The organism is Delftia sp. DS1230 (genome assembly GCF_040112715.1).
Classification (GTDB): domain Bacteria; phylum Pseudomonadota; class Gammaproteobacteria; order Burkholderiales; family Burkholderiaceae_C; genus Comamonas; species Comamonas tsuruhatensis.
This window is the reverse complement of sequence record NZ_CP157763.1, coordinates 128,781-144,182: the sequence shown is the minus strand read 5'-3', so window position 1 is coordinate 144,182 and position 15,402 is coordinate 128,781. Positions and strand designations below refer to the sequence as shown.

Below are 15,402 nucleotides of genomic sequence, written 5' to 3'. Positions count from 1 at the left end.
CGCCAGCCTTGCGCGCGATTGCAGACTTCGTGGAGCCAATATGGAGGGCTGCGGCTCGCAGGGCATCGCACCATAATGTGCGCTTGGCCCTGCCAGCTTTCCCATGAACTCCACAGCACAGCCAACGGCAACCACCCCCCTCGTGCTCGTCGTCGAAGACGAGCCCGCCATCGCCAGCATCCTGACGGCCTATCTCGAGCGGGACGGGCTGCGTTCGCGCATGGCCTCGGACGGGCAGGAGGCGCTGCAGCTGTTCCGCCAGCTGCGGCCCGATCTGGTGCTGCTGGACATCCACCTGCCCGGCATGGATGGCATCGACGTGCTGCGCGCCATCCGCGATGACAGCCAGACGCCCGTGATCATGGTCACGGCCCTGGCCGACGATGTGGACAAGCTGCTGGCCCTGCGCCTGGGCGCCGACGACTACGTGGTCAAGCCCTTCAATCCGCCCGAGGTCGTGGCCCGCGTGCGCGCCGTGCTGCGCCGCACCCAGGCGCGCAAGAACCCGGCGCCCGCGCCCATCCGCGTGGGCCCCATCGAGATCGATACCGAGGCGCACAGCGCCGTGGTCTACGACAACGAGGGCCGCGCCCTGCCGCTGCCCCTGACGCTGACCGAATTCCGCCTGCTGGCCTGCCTGGCGGCCCAGCCCCGGCGCTGCTTCTCGCGCTCCCACCTGATCGAGCACTGCCTGCCCGAGAGCGATGCGCTGGAGCGCGTCATCGACTCCCATCTGTCCAAGCTGCGTCGCAAGCTGCAGCTGGCCGGCCAGGAAGGCCTGATCGAGACCGTGCGCGGCATTGGCTACCGGCTATGGCCCTGGGACTGAGGCCCAACCGCATATGGGTGCGCTTCGGCCTGTGGATCACGGCCACCGTGCTCAGCACCATTGCCCTGCTGGCCATCGGCGTGCTGGTGTTCTCCGAGATCCAGTACCGCGACTTCTACAGCAGCCTGCCGCCGGCCGTGCAGATCGAGCTGGACGAACTCAACGCCCAGTCGCTGGAAGACAGCCCGCGCGCCATGCAGATCTACGGCCAGTACTGGACGGGCGATCTGCTGTTCGGCGAGAAATGGTCCCTGGTCATCGGCCTGCTGGTGTGCCTGCCCTTCGGGCTGGCCGTGGGCTTCTGGGTCTCGCGCCTGGTGACGCGGCCCCTGGCGTCCATGGTCGAGGTGGCCAAGCGCGTGGAGCTGGGCGACTTCAGCGCGCGCGCCCTGCCCGGCAAGGCCCATGGCGAGATGGCCGAGATGGTGGTGGCCTTCAACCGCATGATCGATTCGCTGGAGACGCTGGAGGCCGAGCGCCGCGCCACGGCGGCCTCGATCTCGCACGAGCTGCGCACGCCGCTGACCGTGCTGCAGGCGCGCCTGCATGCCATCTGCGACGGCGTCATCGCCGCAGACGACACCGAGCTGAACACGCTGCTGTTCCAGGTCGAGCACCTGGGCCGGCTGGTCGGCGACCTGCACACGCTGTCCATGGCCGATGCCGGCCAGCTGTCGCTGCAAAAGCAGCGCCTGGACCTGGCCGAACTCGTGGCCGAGACGCTGGACCACCTGCACCCCCAGCTCCTGCAGCATGGCATGCAGCTGGAGATGCACCTGCCCGCGCCCAGTGACATCGGCATGGCCGACATCCGTGCCGACGCCGACCGCATGCGCCAGATCCTCTCCAACCTCGTCAGCAACGCCATCCGCCATGCGGCCAGCGGCGCATGGCTGGGCGTGGCGCTGACGGTGGAATCCGATATCGAAGGCCGTGCCTGGGCCGTGCTGCGCATCAGCGATGCCGGTCCCGGCCTGCCCAGCGAGCTGCGCTCCCACCCCTTCCAGCGCTTTGCCCAGGTGCCCGGCAAGCGCCGCCGCGAGGGCTCGGGCCTGGGCCTGTCCATCGTCAAGGCACTGACCGTCTCCCAGGGCGGCAGCGTGGAGGCCGACGACTCCGAGCAGGGCGGTGCCCGCTTCACTCTGCGCTTTCCGCGCGTCTGATCCTGCGCCACTGAAGGCCGCCGGGGGCCGCTGCGGCGTCCGCTACGCGGACGGAGCCTGCGCCTCGCGCAGCAGCGCATGGATGGCCCAGCCCAGCGGCGCGCGCAGCTGCTGCAGTGTCTGCTGCGGCCCCAGCGCCAGCAGCGACTGCGACACCCAGCCATAGGTCAGCGTGTGCAGCAGCCGTGCCAGGGGCTGGGCCGGCGCGGGCAGCGGCGGATCGCACTCCTGCAATGCCGTGCCCCACAGCTGTACATAGGACTGGTAGTGGCGGCGGAAGGGCTCGGGCGCGGACACCTTGCGCTCCAGCATGAACAGCGCGGACCACATCGGCGCCTCGCGCGCAATGCCGTCGACCAGGGTGTCAAGCAGGCGGTCCACGCGCGTGGCCAGCGGCATGCCGGCACTGTCCTGCAGCGTTTGCAGCCCCTGGGCGTGCAGGGCCTGCACCTGGCGGTGGATGCACATGGCCGCCAGCGTGTCCATGTTGCCGAAGTATTCATAGAAGGTGCCCAGGCCCACGCCGGCCACGGCGGCCACCTCGCGCACCGTGGTGCGCTCGTAGCCCTGCTCGATCACAAGCCGAACAAAGGCGTCCTGCAGCGCCTGCGACGTGGCCTGCGCGCGCGATTGCAGGGGGCGGCGCCGCACTTTGGGCGGCTGCGGCTGCTGCCGTGAAACCCGAACACCTTTGCTGGGCATTTTTCCTAGACTTTTGCGTTGAGACCAACGATCACGGAGACACGCATGAGCACCGGCCAGACATTGCAGACAGGGCATACCTGGAACACGCACGACGTACTGAACCAGGTCGACGAACTCACCGACTTCAACCTGCTGGAGGCCGACCCTGCCCTGGCCGAGGCCCTTCAGCGCAACGGCGCTGCGCGCCACATTCCTTCGCTGTCGCGCTATGCGCAGCAGCTGGGCGAGCGCGCCACCTGGGAGCTGGCCGAGCAGGCCAACCGCCACACGCCCGAGCTGCACCGCTTCGACGCGCGCGGCCGCATCATCGACGCCGTGGAGTTCCACCCGAGCTGGCACACGCTGCTGGGACTATACCGGCAGCAGGGGCTGATCTCCCTGCCCTTCGAGGACAGCAGCGCGGGCCGCTGGAGCGCCTGGGCCGCAGGTTTTTACCTGCACGGTCAGGTCGAACAGGGCACGCTGTGCCCGGCCACCATGACCACGGCCGCCATCCCGCTGCTGCAAAAGGAACCGGCGCTGTGGCAGCAGCTGCAGGGCAAGCTGTTCAGCCACGAATACGATCCGCGCGACCTGCCCGTGGCCGACAAGGCATCGATGTGGCTGGGCATGGGCATGACCGAGAAGCAGGGCGGCTCCGACGTGCGCGCCAACACGACGGTGGCCATGCCGGTGCACGCCGGCGGGCGTGGCGGCGAGTACCTGCTGCGCGGCCACAAGTGGTTCTTCTCGGCACCCATGTGCGATGCCCACCTGGTGGTGGCACGCATGGGGGAAGGCGGTGGGCAGGCCTGCTTCTACGTACCGCGCTGGCGCCCGGACGGCAGCAGGAATGCCGTGCGCGTGCAGCGCCTGAAGGACAAGGTGGGCAACCGCAGCAACTCCAGCAGCGAGGTGGAGTTCGAGGACGCCTGGGGCATCCTGATGGGCGAGGAAGGCCGGGGCATTCCCACCATCATCGAGATGGCCACCTACACCCGCCTGAACTGCGTGCTGGGCAGCGCCGCCATCCTGCGCTCGGCCACGGTGCAGGCCCTGGCCTATGCGCGCCGGCGCAGCGTCTTCGGCAAGCTGCTGGCCGAGCAGCCGCTGATGCGCACCGTGCTGGCCGACCTGGCGCTGGAAAGCGAGGCCGCGCTGCAGATCGCCATGCGCCTGGCCCAGGCCTATGAGCGTGGAGGCGACGAGGGCGATCCGCTGGAGCGGGCCTGGAAACGCATCATGACGCCAGCGGCCAAGTTCTGGGTCTGCAAGCGCGGCGTGGAGCTGACGGGCGAGGCCATGGAGGTGCTGGGCGGCAACGGCTACGTGGACACGGGCGTTATGGCGCGCCTGTTCCGCGAGGCGCCCGTGAACTCGATCTGGGAAGGCTCGGGCAACGTCATGTGCCTGGACGTGCTGCGAGCCATCTCGCGCGAGCCCGACGGCGCGCAGCTGCTGCTGCAGGACCTGATCGACACGGCAGCGGGCGAGCCCGCGTTGCTGCAGCAGGCGCAATCGCTGGCACGGCGCCTGTCCGGCCCGCCTGACCAGCTCGAGGCCCAGGCACGCCGCCTGGTGCAGGACCTGGTGCTGCTGGCCCAGGCCTGCCTGCTGCGCCGCCATGCGCCGCCCGCCATGGCCGACGGCTTCATCGCCACGCGCCTGGGGGCGCAGCAGGGCGCCATGGTGGCGGGCGCCTTCGACCCGGCAGGCCTGGACATCGCCGCCATCCTTCAGCGCGCGCTGCCCGCCTGAAGCGGCCGCCGGCCCACCACACAACAAAGCACAAGGAGACAAGACATGAACCTGCTCGACGCCTTCGACAGCGCCGTGCGCAAGACGCCCGCCAAGGCCTTTCTGCGCGACCGCGGCGCCTCCATCAGCTATGCCGACATGCAGCGGCGCTCGCAGCGCGCGGCCGCCGTGCTCCAGGCCCAGGGCGTGGGCCGAGGCGATACCGTGGCCCTGATGTGCCTGAACACGCCGGGCTTTGTCGAAGCCCTGTTCGGCGCCTGGCGCCTGGGCGCCGCGCTGGTGCCCGTCAACCACAAGCTGCAGGCGCCCGAGCTGCAGTACATCCTCGACCACGCGCAGTGCAAGGCCCTGGTGTTTGACGCGGCACTCGCGCCCGTGGTCGCCGCCGCGCCACACCCCTGCGCCCGCCTTGTGACCGAGGCGCAAGATGCCGTCCCGGGTGTCCAGGACTGGGACACGCTGGTGGCAGCCGCCAGGCCCATGGAAGGCACGCGGCCCGCCGATGGCGACATCGCCCAGGTGCTCTACACCTCGGGCACCACGGGCCGGCCCAAGGGCTGCCTGCTGAGCCACCGCGCCGTCACGCTGGCGGCGATCACGGCCGCACTGGGCCTGTCCATCACGCGCGAGGAACGCACGCTGATGGCCATGCCCATCTGGCATTCCTCGCCGCTCAACAACTGGTTTGGCGGCACGCTGTACATGGGCGGCACCGTGGTGCTGCTGCGCGAGTACCACCCGCAGCATTTCCTGCAGGCCGTGCAGGACGAGGGCGTGACGCTGTACTTCGGCGCCCCCGTCTCCTACTTTGCGCCGCTGCAGATGCTGCCCGACTTTGCCCGCTACGACCTGAGCAGCGTGCGCGCCTGGGTCTACGGCGGCGGCCCCATCGGCGCCGACATGGCGCGCAAGCTGGCCACGGCCTACCGCAGCGACCGCTTCTACCAGGTCTACGGCATGACCGAGACCGGCCCCACGGGCACCACGCTCTACCCCGAGGAGCAGGTGGAGCGGGCCGGCTCCATCGGCCGCGTGGCCCTGCCCGGCGTGGACATGCGCGTGGTGCGCGACGACGGCGAGGATGCCGGCCCGGGCGACACCGGCGAAATCTGGCTGCGCACCGGCAGCGTGATGGACGGCTACCTGCACGACGCCCAGGCCACGGCTGCCGCCTTCGCACCGGGCGGCTGGTACCACACGGGCGATCTTGCGCGTCTGGACGACGCGGGCTATCTCTTCATCGTGGACCGGACCAAGGACATGGTCATCACGGGTGGCGAGAACGTGTATTCCAAGGAGGTGGAGGACGCGCTGTCGGCCCATCCCCAGGTCGCCGATGTCGCCGTCGTGGGCCGGCCCCACGCCGAATGGGGCGAGACCGTCGTCGCCCACGTGGTGACGCGCGGCGAGGCCGCGCCGCAGGCCGAGGCACTGCAGCAGTTCCTGGCCGACAGGCTGGCGCGCTACAAGATCCCGCGTGAATTCGTCTTTGCGGCCAGCCTGCCGCGCACGCCCACAGGCAAGCTGCAGAAATTCCTGCTGCGTCAGGAGCGCAGCGCCACCTGAGGCGCCGGCCTCCTGCGTGGCCTGCTTCGCGGCCTATTTAGCGGCCTACTTCGCGGCCTTGAAATCCGACTCGCTCATGCCGCGCCGCCAATAGGCCACGACCAGCTGCTCGTGCTTTTCCAGACCGCGCTCCTCGCGCGCCCACTGGCGCACGGCCTGGGCGGTGTCGAATTCGCCAGCGGCCCAGACGAAGCGGCTGGCGGGATGACCGGCCAACGCATCCGGCCAGCGCACGGCGCGCAGCGCGTCGATCAGCAGCGTGGTGGTGCCGGCCTCGGCAGCGCCCCGGTGCAGCCAGTGCCATTGCAGGCCTTCGGGCGCCTGCACGGGCTGCTCGTCCTGCGGGCCCTGGACTTCGGCGAAGACATGGCCGCGCGTGTGCGCGGGCAGGGCGGCCGCAATGCGCAGCATGGCCGGCAGGCCGGTGTCGTCGCCGGCCAGCAGCATCCAGTCGGCCGGCGTGGCCGTGCGCCCGCCGGGGCCGGTCATGCCGATGCGCTGGCCCGGCTGGGCGCGCGCGGCCCAGGCCGACCCGGGGCCGGCATCCTCGTGCAGCACGAAGTCCACGTCGATCCATCCGTTGGCGCCGTCTTGGGCCATTCCCATTGCACGCATGGTGTACGTGCGCATATCCAGGCGCCCGTCACCCTCGGGCAGGCGCAGCAGGCCGCTGGCCGACAGCGTGGGCCATTGAGGCTCGGCCACGCCCGGCTGCGGAAACAGCAGCTTGACGTGGATGTTAGTGTCCTGCGCATAGCGCGCCATGTCGTCACAGGCAAAGCGCACGCGGCGCATGTGCGGCGTGAGATCGCGCACGGCCAGCACCCGCAGCTCGCGGAAGGCCGGCGGGCGCTGCAGCGCGGCGCCGTCACCCTCCCAGGCCAGGGAGCCGTCGGCGGCGCCCGTGGCCTCCAGCAGCAGGTGGGCCAGCATGAGCTTCATGTCCTGCAGCAGCTCCACGCCGGGTGCCGCCACCTCCGCATGGACCTGCCCGCCCTCCAGCCACAGCTGTCCCCGGCCGCCTTCGTAGTCGGCCACCCAGCGCGAGCCTTCGCGGCGCACGGTGATGTCGTGCTCCTGCATGTGCCCGACGATGGCGGCAATGGCTTCGTCGGGCCTGTCCATGTGCACCGAGGTGCGCGCCTGCAGCTGTGTCATTCGCGTATGTCCTTTCTTTTGCCAGATTGCAGCACCGCCTGGCGCAAGCAGGCTTTGCGGCAGGCCTGCCGATGTTTGCGCCACGCACCAAAGACGCCCGCCGGGCGTCAGACCCGGGCACGCACCAGCTTGGGAGAGATGCCGAAGCGGCGCTTGAAGGCCGTGGAAAAGTTGGCCGCGCTGGAATAGCCGGCCCCATGTGCGACCTCGGCCACGCTGCAGCCCGTCTGCTCCAGCGCGGCCCAGGCGCGCGCCAGCCGCTGCTCGCGCCGGTACTCGTCGATGCTGGAGCCATAGGCCAGGCGGAACTGGCGCTGCAGCGCACTGGCGCTCAGGCCCACTTCGCGTGCGATCTCGGCCAGCGTGCGGCAGCCGTCGCCGCCGCTGTCCAGCAGGGCCTTGAGGCGCGCCATGCGCCGGTGCTCGCGTACGCCCAGCACGCCCGGCACGGTCTGCGCCGGATCGGGCTCGGGCACCTCGAGGGACTGCACGGCCTCGTGCACCAGCTCCAGCGTGCGGCTGGCCAGCAGCAAGGGCGCCGAGCCCTCGCGTGCCAGCTGGATGATCTGCTCGGCCACCGCCACGGCGCGCGGCGAGGGCTGCCAGGGCCGTATGGCCAGCAATTGCTGCTCCATCCAGTGCTGCAGCAGCGGCGGCGCCGCCATGGGCAGGGTCTGTGCGGCAAACCACTGCGGCTGCACGGTGATGCTGAGCTTGCGCTCGAACTTGCCGCGCCGCCACTGCCGCATGAACATGTCGCCGGGCCGCGTGTGGATGACGGCCCCGCAGGCCTGCACATGGGCACCGGCGGCGCTGGCGGGCGCCACCTGCAGCTGCAGGCCCTGGTTGCCGAAGGCCACGTCCACGCACCCCTCCAGCAGCACGACCATGTGCAGGCCCGGCACGGCCGGCGAACGCGTGCTCATGGTGCGAAGGTCGCGGGCCTCCACGCCATGCAGCCACAGGCCGGGCTGGACCTGCCAGGCCTGCAGGTGCCCGGCCAGCAGCGCATCCTGTGCCGTGACCTCGGCATCGAGGATGCGGTAGTCGGGCCCGCTGAAATCACAGGCACGCAGCGTGCCCCGCCCCAGCCAGCGCGGAGGGCGTGCAGGTGTTTGGACAGAGGAGAAAGCCATGGCCAGCCGGAGCGGTGCGCGCCCCACAGACAAGAATGATTCTTATTTTATGAAAGCCCCCTGCACCACGCTGGCTGCGGGGAATCCATTGCATGGCCTGGCGCGCGCAGGCCCGCGTGTGCGCCACAATGCGCCATGCTCAGCCTCCAAGACATCCAGAACGCCGCCGGCCGCCTGCGCGGCGCCGTGCTCGAAACGCCCTGCGTGGAATCGCGCACGCTGTCCCAGATCACGGGCGCGCAGGTGTATCTCAAGTTCGAGAACCTGCAGTTCACGGCCTCGTTCAAGGAACGCGGCGCCCTCAACAAGCTGGCCCAGCTCTCGCCCGAGGAGCGCGCACGCGGCGTGGTCGCCATGAGCGCCGGCAACCATGCCCAGGGCGTGGCCTACCACGCGCAGCGCCTGGGGGTGCGTGCCGTCATCGTCATGCCGCGCTTCACGCCGGGGGTGAAGGTGGAGCGCACGCGCGGCTTCGGCGCCGAGGTCGTGCTGCACGGCGACTCCCTGGCCGAGGCGCGCCAGCACGCCTACGCGCTGGCCGAGCAGCAGGGCCTGTGCTTTGTCCATCCCTATGACGACGAGCAGATCGCGGCGGGCCAGGGCACCCTGGCGCTGGAAATGCTGGCCGAACAGCCGGATCTGGACCTGCTGGTCGTGGCCATTGGCGGCGGCGGCCTGATCGCGGGCGTGGCCACGGCGGCCAAGGGGCTGAACCCGGACATCGAAATCATCGGCGTGCAGACCCAGCGCTTTCCGTCCATGTTCAATGCCGTGCGCCAGGCCGAGCTGCCAATGGGCACCTCGACCATCGCCGAAGGCATTGCCGTCACCCAGCCCGGCGCGATCACGCAGGAAGTCGTGGCACGCCTGGTGGACGACATGCTGCTGGTCGATGAGGGCGATATCGAGCAGGCCGTGCTCATGCTGCTGGAGATCGAGAAGACCCTGGTCGAGGGCGCGGGCGCCGCAGGCCTGGCCGCGCTGCTGCGCCATCCGCAGCGCTTTGCGGGCAAGAAGGTGGGAATGATCCTGTCGGGCGGCAATATCGATCCGCTGCTGCTGGCAGCCATCATCGGGCGCGGAATGGTGCGCTCCGGGCGGCTGGCGCGCATCAAGGTCAGCGCGCGCGACGTGCCCGGCGTGCTGGCGCGCATCACGGCCACGGTGGCTGCAGCGGGCGCCAATATCGAGGAAGTCCACCACCAGCGCGCCTTCACCATGCTGGCCGCGCAGAGCGTGGAAATCGAGCTGGTGCTGCAGACGCGCAACAAGGCCCATATCGACGAGGTCATAGCCGCCCTTCAGGCCGAAGGCATGCAGGTCAATGCCGTCTAGCAGGCCCGGTGTCATGGCTTTCCCCGAAGGCGCCAGGGGACAGGCCTGCCTAGAATCAGGCATCCCCATTGGCAAGCCAGGAGCTTTTGCATGACGCACGATCCCGCAGCGCACCACGGCGAGCAGCCGGCCCCCGAAGACGCCACCGAGGCCGTCGTCCCCTACATGCCTGTCATCCTGCCCCTGGCAGGCGCCGTGCTGATGTTTCTGCTGGCCTTCATTGCCGTCAACATGGCCTGAATCCGGCCCTCCTGCCCCTGCACCAGGCCCCGCTTTGCGGGGCTTTTTGCTTGCCTTTTCAACAGGCAATTTCATCGTTCATATTGCATACTTCAATGCATAGAATGCATAGTTTTTGCCATTCGTTTGCTGACAAATTCGTGACCGCTCCCTAGAATCGAATCCCCAGCCGGTGCGCCGCCAGCTTCCGCCAGCGCCGCTTCGCCGCCCAGAGAAGAGCTTCCTTCGCGCGCCGACTGAACGAGAGCCCGTTTCTCAAAGTTGGCGCGGTGCAGCAGGCGCGTCCCCTTTGAAAAACTGGTTTTTTCAATTGAAGGAAGCTCCGCGATGAACGCACCCGTCATGCAAGGCCTGAACATCCAGGCCCCCGCCTATGTCAAGAACAGCCGCCTGATCGCCTGGGTGGCCGAGATGGCCGCACTGTGCAAGCCCGCCAAAATCCATTGGTGCGATGGCTCGCAGGAGGAATACGAGCAGCTGTGCCAGCAGCTCGTCGATGCCGGCACCTTCAAGAAGCTCGATCCCGTCAAGCGCCCCGGCAGCTACCTGGCCTGGTCCGATCCGTCCGATGTGGCGCGCGTCGAGGACCGCACCTACATCTGCTCGGCCAACAAGGAAGACGCAGGCCCGACCAACAACTGGATGGCCCCGAACGAGATGCGCGCCACGCTGCAGCCGCTGTTCGACGGCTGCATGGCCGGCCGCACCATGTATGTGGTGCCTTTCTCCATGGGCCCGCTGGGCTCGCCCATCGCCCACGTGGGCGTGGAGCTGTCCGACAGCGCCTATGTGGCCGTCAACATGAAGATCATGACCCGCATGGGCCGTGCCGTGTATGACGTGATCGGCGTGGAAGGCGAGTTCGTGCCCTGCGTCCACACCGTGGGCGCGCCCCTGGCCGAAGGCGAGAAGGACCAGACCAGCTGGCCCTGCAACAAGACCAAGTACATCGTCCACTACCCCGAGACGCGCGAAATCTGGAGCTATGGCTCGGGCTACGGCGGCAACGCCCTGCTGGGCAAGAAGTGCTTTGCGCTGCGCATCGCCTCCACCATGGGCCGCGACCAGGGCTGGCTGGCCGAGCACATGCTCATCCTGGGCGTGACCAACCCCGAAGGCAAGAAGTACCACGTGGCTGCGGCCTTCCCCAGCGCCTGCGGCAAGACCAACTTCTCCATGCTGGTGCCGCCCAAGGTCTTCGAAGGCTGGAAGGTCACCACCATCGGCGACGACATCGCCTGGATCAAGCCCCAGGCCGACGGCTCGCTGCGCGCGATCAACCCCGAAGCCGGCTATTTCGGCGTGGCCCCGGGCACGAACTACCACACCAACCCCAACTGCATGGCCAGCCTCGACAAGAACGTGATCTTCACGAACGTCGCGCTGACCGACGACAACGACGTGTGGTGGGAAGGCATGGACAAGGACACCGGCAAGCTGCCCGATCACCTGATCGACTGGCAAGGCAAGGACTGGACGCCCCAGATCGCCCGCGAGACCGGCGCCAAGGCCGCCCACCCCAACGCCCGCTTCACCGTGGCCGCGACCAACAACCCCGCGCTGGACGAAGCCTGGGACGATCCCAAGGGCGTGAAGATCGACGCCATCATCTTCGGCGGCCGCCGCTCCACCACCGTGCCGCTGGTGACCGAGGCCCGCAACTGGACCGAAGGCGTCTACATGGCCGCCACCATGGGCTCGGAAACCACGGCCGCCGCCTTCGGCGCCCAGGGCGTGGTGCGCCGCGACCCCTTCGCCATGCTGCCGTTTGCCGGCTACAACATGAGCGACTACTTCCAGCACTGGCTCACGCTGGGCGCCAAGATCCAGGCCCAGGGCGCGGCACTGCCCAAGATCTTCACCACCAACTGGTTCCGCAAGAATGCCGACGGCAAGTTCGTCTGGCCCGGCTACGGCGAGAACATGCGCGTGCTCAAGTGGATGATCGACCGCCTCGAAGGCCAGGCACAGGGCGAGCAGACCGCCTTCGGCATTGCGCCCCAGTACGCCGAGATCAACTGGACCGGCCTGGACTTCTCCGCCGACCAGTTCGCCAGCGTGACCAGCATCGACAAGGCCGCCTGGGCCGAGGAAATGCAGCTGCACACCGAGCACTTCGACAAGCTGGCCCACAAGCTGCCCCAGGAGCTGCTGGTGACCAAGGCCGAACTGGAAAAGCGCCTGGGGACATAAAGCTCCCCCTGAGCGGCTACGCCGCTTCCCCCTCTCGCTTCGCGGGGGGGACGGCACCCTCGGTGCGGGGCGGCCCTTCCTCGGTGCCCCTTGCTTTGGGTAGCGCCAGTTTCATGGACTGTGGAAGATGCACAGAACAATGAATCCCTGAGTAGCTCTCGACCCATGGAAAAAGCCTCGCAGTGCGAGGCTTTGTTTGTGGCGTTTCAACGACGCTCCCAGACAACAAAAAAGCCGCGCCTTGTGGGCAGCGGCTTTTTTTGGAGGAGCGCCGCAAGGCACCCCAGGCAGAGATCAGCTACCTTGCCTATCCATGGCGCGGGCCAGATCGGCCATCAGGCGGGCGTCCTGCAGGGCGGCGTTCCAGATGCGCTCGTCAGCGGCGGCCTGCTGGCGGCTCTCGGTCCAGGCGCGGTAGCCGGCACGGGCCATCATGGCGGCGCGGCGGGCGGGGGCGGAGAACAGGGCCAGGCCCATGAAGGCGGCAACCCACAGCACGACCCAGGCGCCCAGCATGTGGCCGTCGGTCCAGTTGTGGGCGACCTCGTTGACCACCACCATCAGCGCGGCCACCAGGGCAGCGAGCAGCAGGGCGCTGGCGCCGCGCTTGCCGGAGAAACGCTTGACGGCGCTCTTGCGGTCGTCGGCGGCTTGATAGACATGCACCACACCAGGGTGCTCGACACAGTAGGAGTTGTAAATGAAGTTGCTCATGGCAGATAAACCCAGTTAAATGGCCGCTTTTGACGGCGTGGCGGGCGACTAGGGGTAACTATAGGGTTTACCCTAGAGTTCTTCAAATTTATATCTTGAATCTGTAGCATTCACGTCAGTGATGACTCAGCGCTCGCTGCCACGGCCATGTCCGCCCTGAACTTCCGCACACTGGATCTGAACCTGCTGCGCGTCTTCGACGAGGTGATGGCGGAGCGCAGCCTCACGCGGGCGGCCCACAAGCTGGCCATCACCCAGCCGGCCGTGAGCAATGCGCTGCGCCGCCTGCGCGAGGCGCTGGGCGACGAGCTCCTGGTGCGCCAGGGCCAGGGCGTGGAGCCCACGCCGCGCGCGCTGGCGCTGTGGCCCGTGATCCGCGAGGCGCTGCAGCAGCTGCAGGACACGCTGACGCCAGGCGAATTCCACCCCTCCACCGCCACCGCCACCTTTGTGCTGGCCATGGCCGACGCCACGGCCGCCACGCTGATTCCTCCCATGTTCAGCCTGCTGGAGCGCGAGGCGCCCGGCATCGGCATCCGCGTGCTGCCGCTGACCACGCGCGACCCGCGCGGCCTGCTGGAGGCCGGCGAGGCCGACATGGCCGTGGGCTACTTCCCCGCCGCGCTGGCCGACCTGACGGCGCGCGCGCAGTCGGGCGCCCTGGTGGCCTTCGACAGCCGGCGCCTGTATGAAGGCGAGTACCTGTGCGTGATGCGCCAGGGCCATCCGCTGGCCGATGTGCCGCTGACGCTGGACAACTACTGCGCGGCGCGCCACATGCTGGTGAGCTTCTCGGGCCGCTCCTTCGGCTTCATCGACGAGGCCCTGGCCTCGCTGGGCCGCACGCGCCAGGTGGTGCTTACCGTCAACCAGTTCTTCACGGCCGGGCGCGTGGTCATGACCTCCAACCTGCTGACCATATTGCCGCGCCACTTCGTGCCCGTGACCGGCATGGCCGACAAGCTGGTGCTGCGCGAGCTGCCCTTCGACGTGCAGCCCGTGCACGTGGACGCGCTGTGGCGCCGGCGCGGCCAGCATCCTCAGGCCTACGACTGGCTGCTGCGCACGCTCACGCGCTCTGCAGAGGCGACCTTCCCGCACACCTGAGCGCCGTTTGCGGGGCGCCCGCGCCAGCGCCAGCGCAGGTTCTACACTTGGCCGCATGAAGATCCAGCTGCTGTCCGACCTGCACCTCGAGGCCCATCCGCATTTCACCGCAGAGCCCGCACCCGATGCCGACGTGCTGGTGCTGGCCGGCGACATAGGCTCCTACCAGAGCGGCAGCCTGCTGCCGGACCAGGATTTCGGGCTGGAGCGCTTCTCTCCCCTGCCCCAGTACGCGGGCTGGCCCTGCCCCGTGATCTTCGTGCCGGGCAACCATGAGTACGACATGCAGGACTTCGACGCCGCCCACGCCCGCCTGCGTGCCACCTGCGAGCGCATGGGCATGGTCTGGCTGGAGCGCGAGACGGCCGTGCTGGACGGCGTGCGCTTCGTGGGCACCACGCTGTGGAGCGACTACGACGCCATGTCCATGCATGAAGGCGTGACCGATCTGGCCCGGCTGCTCAAACTGCGCGAGAAGGCCTTTCGCGCCGCCAATTTCTACCTGCAAAAGACCGGCGGCACGCGCGACGGCGAGCCCTTCCTGGCCGAGCCCATGCGCGAGCAGTCGCTGGTCTGCCAGCAATGGCTGCGCCAGGCGCTGGCCAGGCCCTTCGATGGCCCCACGGTGGCCGTCACGCATTTCGCGCCCAGCCTGCGCAGCGCCGACCCGCGCTACGGCCTGGTGCCGGGCACGGCCGGCTTTTGCAACGTGCTGGATGAACTGCTGCCCTGTGCCGATCTGTGGCTGCACGGCCACCTGCATTCGCCCAGCGACTATGTGGCCGAGGGCCTGCGCGGCGATGGCAGCGCCTGGCGCTGCCGCGTGGTGGCCAACCCGCTGGGCTACGCGCGCAAGGGCGAGCAGGAGGGGTTTTCGCCGCGCTCTACCATCGAGTTGCCGGTGCACGCGACCGCAGGGGCGGCAGAGGCACCGGCCCGTGCTTGACCTGGATCAAGCACTCCACCCCGGCTTGGGCTTAGTCTCGGGCCATACCCAAGGAGGACCTTCATGAACATCCTGCTCGCTGTCGATGGCAGCCCCTACACCCAGAAGATGCTGGCCTACCTGACCTCGCACCCGGAGATCCTGGGTTCGGCCCACAGCTACAGCGCCATCACCGTCCAGCCCCAGCTGCCGGCCCGCGCGCGCGCCGCCCTGGGCAAGGACGTGGTGGACGAGTACTACGCCGAGGAGTCGACCAAGGTGCTGGACCCCGTGTGCAGCTACCTGGCCGAGCACGGCGTGCAGGCAGCCCGCCTGAGCAAGGTCGGCCCGATTGCCGACTCCATCATCAAGGCGGCCGAAGAAGGCAAGTTCGACCTGCTGGTCATGGGCACGCATGGCCACGGCACGCTGGGCCGCCTGGTCATGGGCTCGGTCAGCACCCAGGTGCTGGCCGGCAGCCAGGTGCCTGTGCTGCTGATCCGCTGATCGACCGCGCGATACGCTGCCCCGTGCACACGCAGCGCCCATAACCAGAAAAAGCAAAGCGCGGGCATCACGGCGCAATGAGGCAAG

At 68.7% G+C, this 15,402-nt stretch carries 15 protein-coding genes; 10 read left to right on the top strand and 5 right to left on the bottom strand.

Going from position 1 to position 15,402, the window contains the following annotated elements; translation table 11 throughout:
* Nucleotides 1-103: 103 nt before the first annotated feature.
* Nucleotides 104-829: a response regulator gene (locus AAN986_RS00630; RefSeq protein ID WP_016447358.1), complete on the top strand. Its 726-nt coding sequence runs from the start codon at nt 104-106 to the stop codon at nt 827-829.
* Nucleotides 814-1,992 carry an ATP-binding protein gene (locus tag AAN986_RS00625; RefSeq protein WP_043823338.1) on the top strand — a complete coding sequence of 393 codons (1,179 nt, stop codon included), beginning with the start codon at nt 814-816 and terminating at the stop codon, nt 1,990-1,992. The genes AAN986_RS00630 and AAN986_RS00625 overlap by 16 nt, the downstream gene beginning before the upstream one ends.
* Nucleotides 1,993-2,034: 42 nt before the next feature.
* Here the strand turns inward: AAN986_RS00625 and AAN986_RS00620 are convergent, their stop codons facing one another.
* Nucleotides 2,035-2,643 (bottom strand): TetR/AcrR family transcriptional regulator, encoded by a 609-nt coding sequence (locus AAN986_RS00620; protein WP_241150327.1) that lies wholly within the window; start codon nt 2,641-2,643, stop codon nt 2,035-2,037.
* A 96-nt stretch (nt 2,644-2,739) separates the two neighbouring features.
* On the opposite strand from AAN986_RS00620, the gene AAN986_RS00615 reads away from it, so the two are divergent.
* Complete coding sequence (locus tag AAN986_RS00615) at nt 2,740-4,434, top strand: acyl-CoA dehydrogenase family protein (RefSeq protein ID WP_047217575.1); 1,695 nt, start codon at nt 2,740-2,742, stop codon at nt 4,432-4,434.
* 45 nt (nt 4,435-4,479) lie between these two features.
* Nucleotides 4,480-6,000, top strand: coding sequence for an AMP-binding protein (locus AAN986_RS00610; protein WP_047217574.1), 1,521 nt, complete (start codon nt 4,480-4,482; stop codon nt 5,998-6,000).
* Nucleotides 6,001-6,045: 45 nt separating this feature from the next.
* Here AAN986_RS00610 and AAN986_RS00605 read toward each other — a convergent pair whose 3' ends face one another.
* Nucleotides 6,046-7,158 (bottom strand): siderophore-interacting protein, encoded by a 1,113-nt coding sequence (locus AAN986_RS00605; protein WP_047217573.1) that lies wholly within the window; start codon nt 7,156-7,158, stop codon nt 6,046-6,048.
* 107 nt (nt 7,159-7,265) lie between these two features.
* Nucleotides 7,266-8,294, bottom strand: a complete 1,029-nt coding sequence (locus tag AAN986_RS00600; protein WP_016452245.1) for an AraC family transcriptional regulator — start codon at nt 8,292-8,294, stop codon at nt 7,266-7,268.
* 135 nt (nt 8,295-8,429) lie between these two features.
* Between AAN986_RS00600 and AAN986_RS00595 the strand changes: the two genes are divergently transcribed.
* Together AAN986_RS00595 and AAN986_RS00590 are read left to right on the top strand one after the other, a co-directional pair.
* Nucleotides 8,430-9,629: a threonine ammonia-lyase gene (locus tag AAN986_RS00595; RefSeq protein ID WP_016447351.1), complete on the top strand. Its 1,200-nt coding sequence runs from the start codon at nt 8,430-8,432 to the stop codon at nt 9,627-9,629.
* Nucleotides 9,630-9,719: 90 nt separating this feature from the next.
* On the top strand, nt 9,720-9,869 hold the full coding sequence (locus AAN986_RS00590; RefSeq protein ID WP_016447350.1) for a hypothetical protein: 150 nt from the start codon (nt 9,720-9,722) through the stop codon (nt 9,867-9,869).
* A gap of 92 nt (nt 9,870-9,961) precedes the next feature.
* Here the strand turns inward: AAN986_RS00590 and AAN986_RS00585 are convergent, their stop codons facing one another.
* Nucleotides 9,962-10,213: a hypothetical protein gene (locus AAN986_RS00585; protein ID WP_126311565.1), complete on the bottom strand. Its 252-nt coding sequence runs from the start codon at nt 10,211-10,213 to the stop codon at nt 9,962-9,964.
* Between AAN986_RS00585 and AAN986_RS00580 the strand changes: the two genes are divergently transcribed.
* Nucleotides 10,197-12,062 carry a phosphoenolpyruvate carboxykinase (GTP) gene (locus tag AAN986_RS00580; RefSeq protein ID WP_016447349.1) on the top strand — a complete coding sequence of 622 codons (1,866 nt, stop codon included), beginning with the start codon at nt 10,197-10,199 and terminating at the stop codon, nt 12,060-12,062. The genes AAN986_RS00585 and AAN986_RS00580 overlap by 17 nt on opposite strands.
* Nucleotides 12,063-12,356: 294 nt before the next feature.
* Here the strand turns inward: AAN986_RS00580 and AAN986_RS00575 are convergent, their stop codons facing one another.
* Complete coding sequence (locus AAN986_RS00575) at nt 12,357-12,776, bottom strand: hypothetical protein (protein WP_016447348.1); 420 nt, start codon at nt 12,774-12,776, stop codon at nt 12,357-12,359.
* A 147-nt stretch (nt 12,777-12,923) separates the two neighbouring features.
* On the opposite strand from AAN986_RS00575, the gene AAN986_RS00570 reads away from it, so the two are divergent.
* The 3 genes from AAN986_RS00570 (at nt 12,924) to AAN986_RS00560 (ending at nt 15,315) form a co-directional block, all read left to right on the top strand.
* A complete protein-coding gene (locus AAN986_RS00570; protein WP_016447347.1) occupies nt 12,924-13,883 on the top strand; it encodes a LysR family transcriptional regulator in 960 nt (319 codons plus the stop codon).
* A 55-nt stretch (nt 13,884-13,938) separates the two neighbouring features.
* Nucleotides 13,939-14,829, top strand: coding sequence for a metallophosphoesterase (locus AAN986_RS00565; RefSeq protein ID WP_047217572.1), 891 nt, complete (start codon nt 13,939-13,941; stop codon nt 14,827-14,829).
* 63 nt (nt 14,830-14,892) lie between these two features.
* A complete protein-coding gene (locus AAN986_RS00560; protein ID WP_016447345.1) occupies nt 14,893-15,315 on the top strand; it encodes a universal stress protein in 423 nt (140 codons plus the stop codon).
* Nucleotides 15,316-15,402 lie beyond the last annotated feature (87 nt).

Bases quoted from the DNA above. Each gene is read 5' to 3' on its own strand.
- AAN986_RS00625 (WP_043823338.1), top strand. From the start codon at position 814: ATGGCCCTGGGACTGAGGCCCAACCGCATATGGGTGCGCTTCGGCCTG.
- AAN986_RS00600 (WP_016452245.1), bottom strand. From the start codon at position 8,294: ATGGCTTTCTCCTCTGTCCAAACACCTGCACGCCCTCCGCGCTGGCTG.
- AAN986_RS00595 (WP_016447351.1), top strand. From the start codon at position 8,430: ATGCTCAGCCTCCAAGACATCCAGAACGCCGCCGGCCGCCTGCGCGGC.
- AAN986_RS00615 (WP_047217575.1), top strand. From the start codon at position 2,740: ATGAGCACCGGCCAGACATTGCAGACAGGGCATACCTGGAACACGCAC.
- AAN986_RS00610 (WP_047217574.1), top strand. From the start codon at position 4,480: ATGAACCTGCTCGACGCCTTCGACAGCGCCGTGCGCAAGACGCCCGCC.
- AAN986_RS00590 (WP_016447350.1), top strand. From the start codon at position 9,720: ATGACGCACGATCCCGCAGCGCACCACGGCGAGCAGCCGGCCCCCGAA.
- AAN986_RS00605 (WP_047217573.1), bottom strand. From the start codon at position 7,158: ATGACACAGCTGCAGGCGCGCACCTCGGTGCACATGGACAGGCCCGAC.
- AAN986_RS00580 (WP_016447349.1), top strand. From the start codon at position 10,197: ATGAACGCACCCGTCATGCAAGGCCTGAACATCCAGGCCCCCGCCTAT.
- AAN986_RS00630 (WP_016447358.1), top strand. From the start codon at position 104: ATGAACTCCACAGCACAGCCAACGGCAACCACCCCCCTCGTGCTCGTC.
- AAN986_RS00570 (WP_016447347.1), top strand. From the start codon at position 12,924: ATGTCCGCCCTGAACTTCCGCACACTGGATCTGAACCTGCTGCGCGTC.
- AAN986_RS00565 (WP_047217572.1), top strand. From the start codon at position 13,939: ATGAAGATCCAGCTGCTGTCCGACCTGCACCTCGAGGCCCATCCGCAT.
- AAN986_RS00585 (WP_126311565.1), bottom strand. From the start codon at position 10,213: ATGACGGGTGCGTTCATCGCGGAGCTTCCTTCAATTGAAAAAACCAGT.
- AAN986_RS00560 (WP_016447345.1), top strand. From the start codon at position 14,893: ATGAACATCCTGCTCGCTGTCGATGGCAGCCCCTACACCCAGAAGATG.
- AAN986_RS00575 (WP_016447348.1), bottom strand. From the start codon at position 12,776: ATGAGCAACTTCATTTACAACTCCTACTGTGTCGAGCACCCTGGTGTG.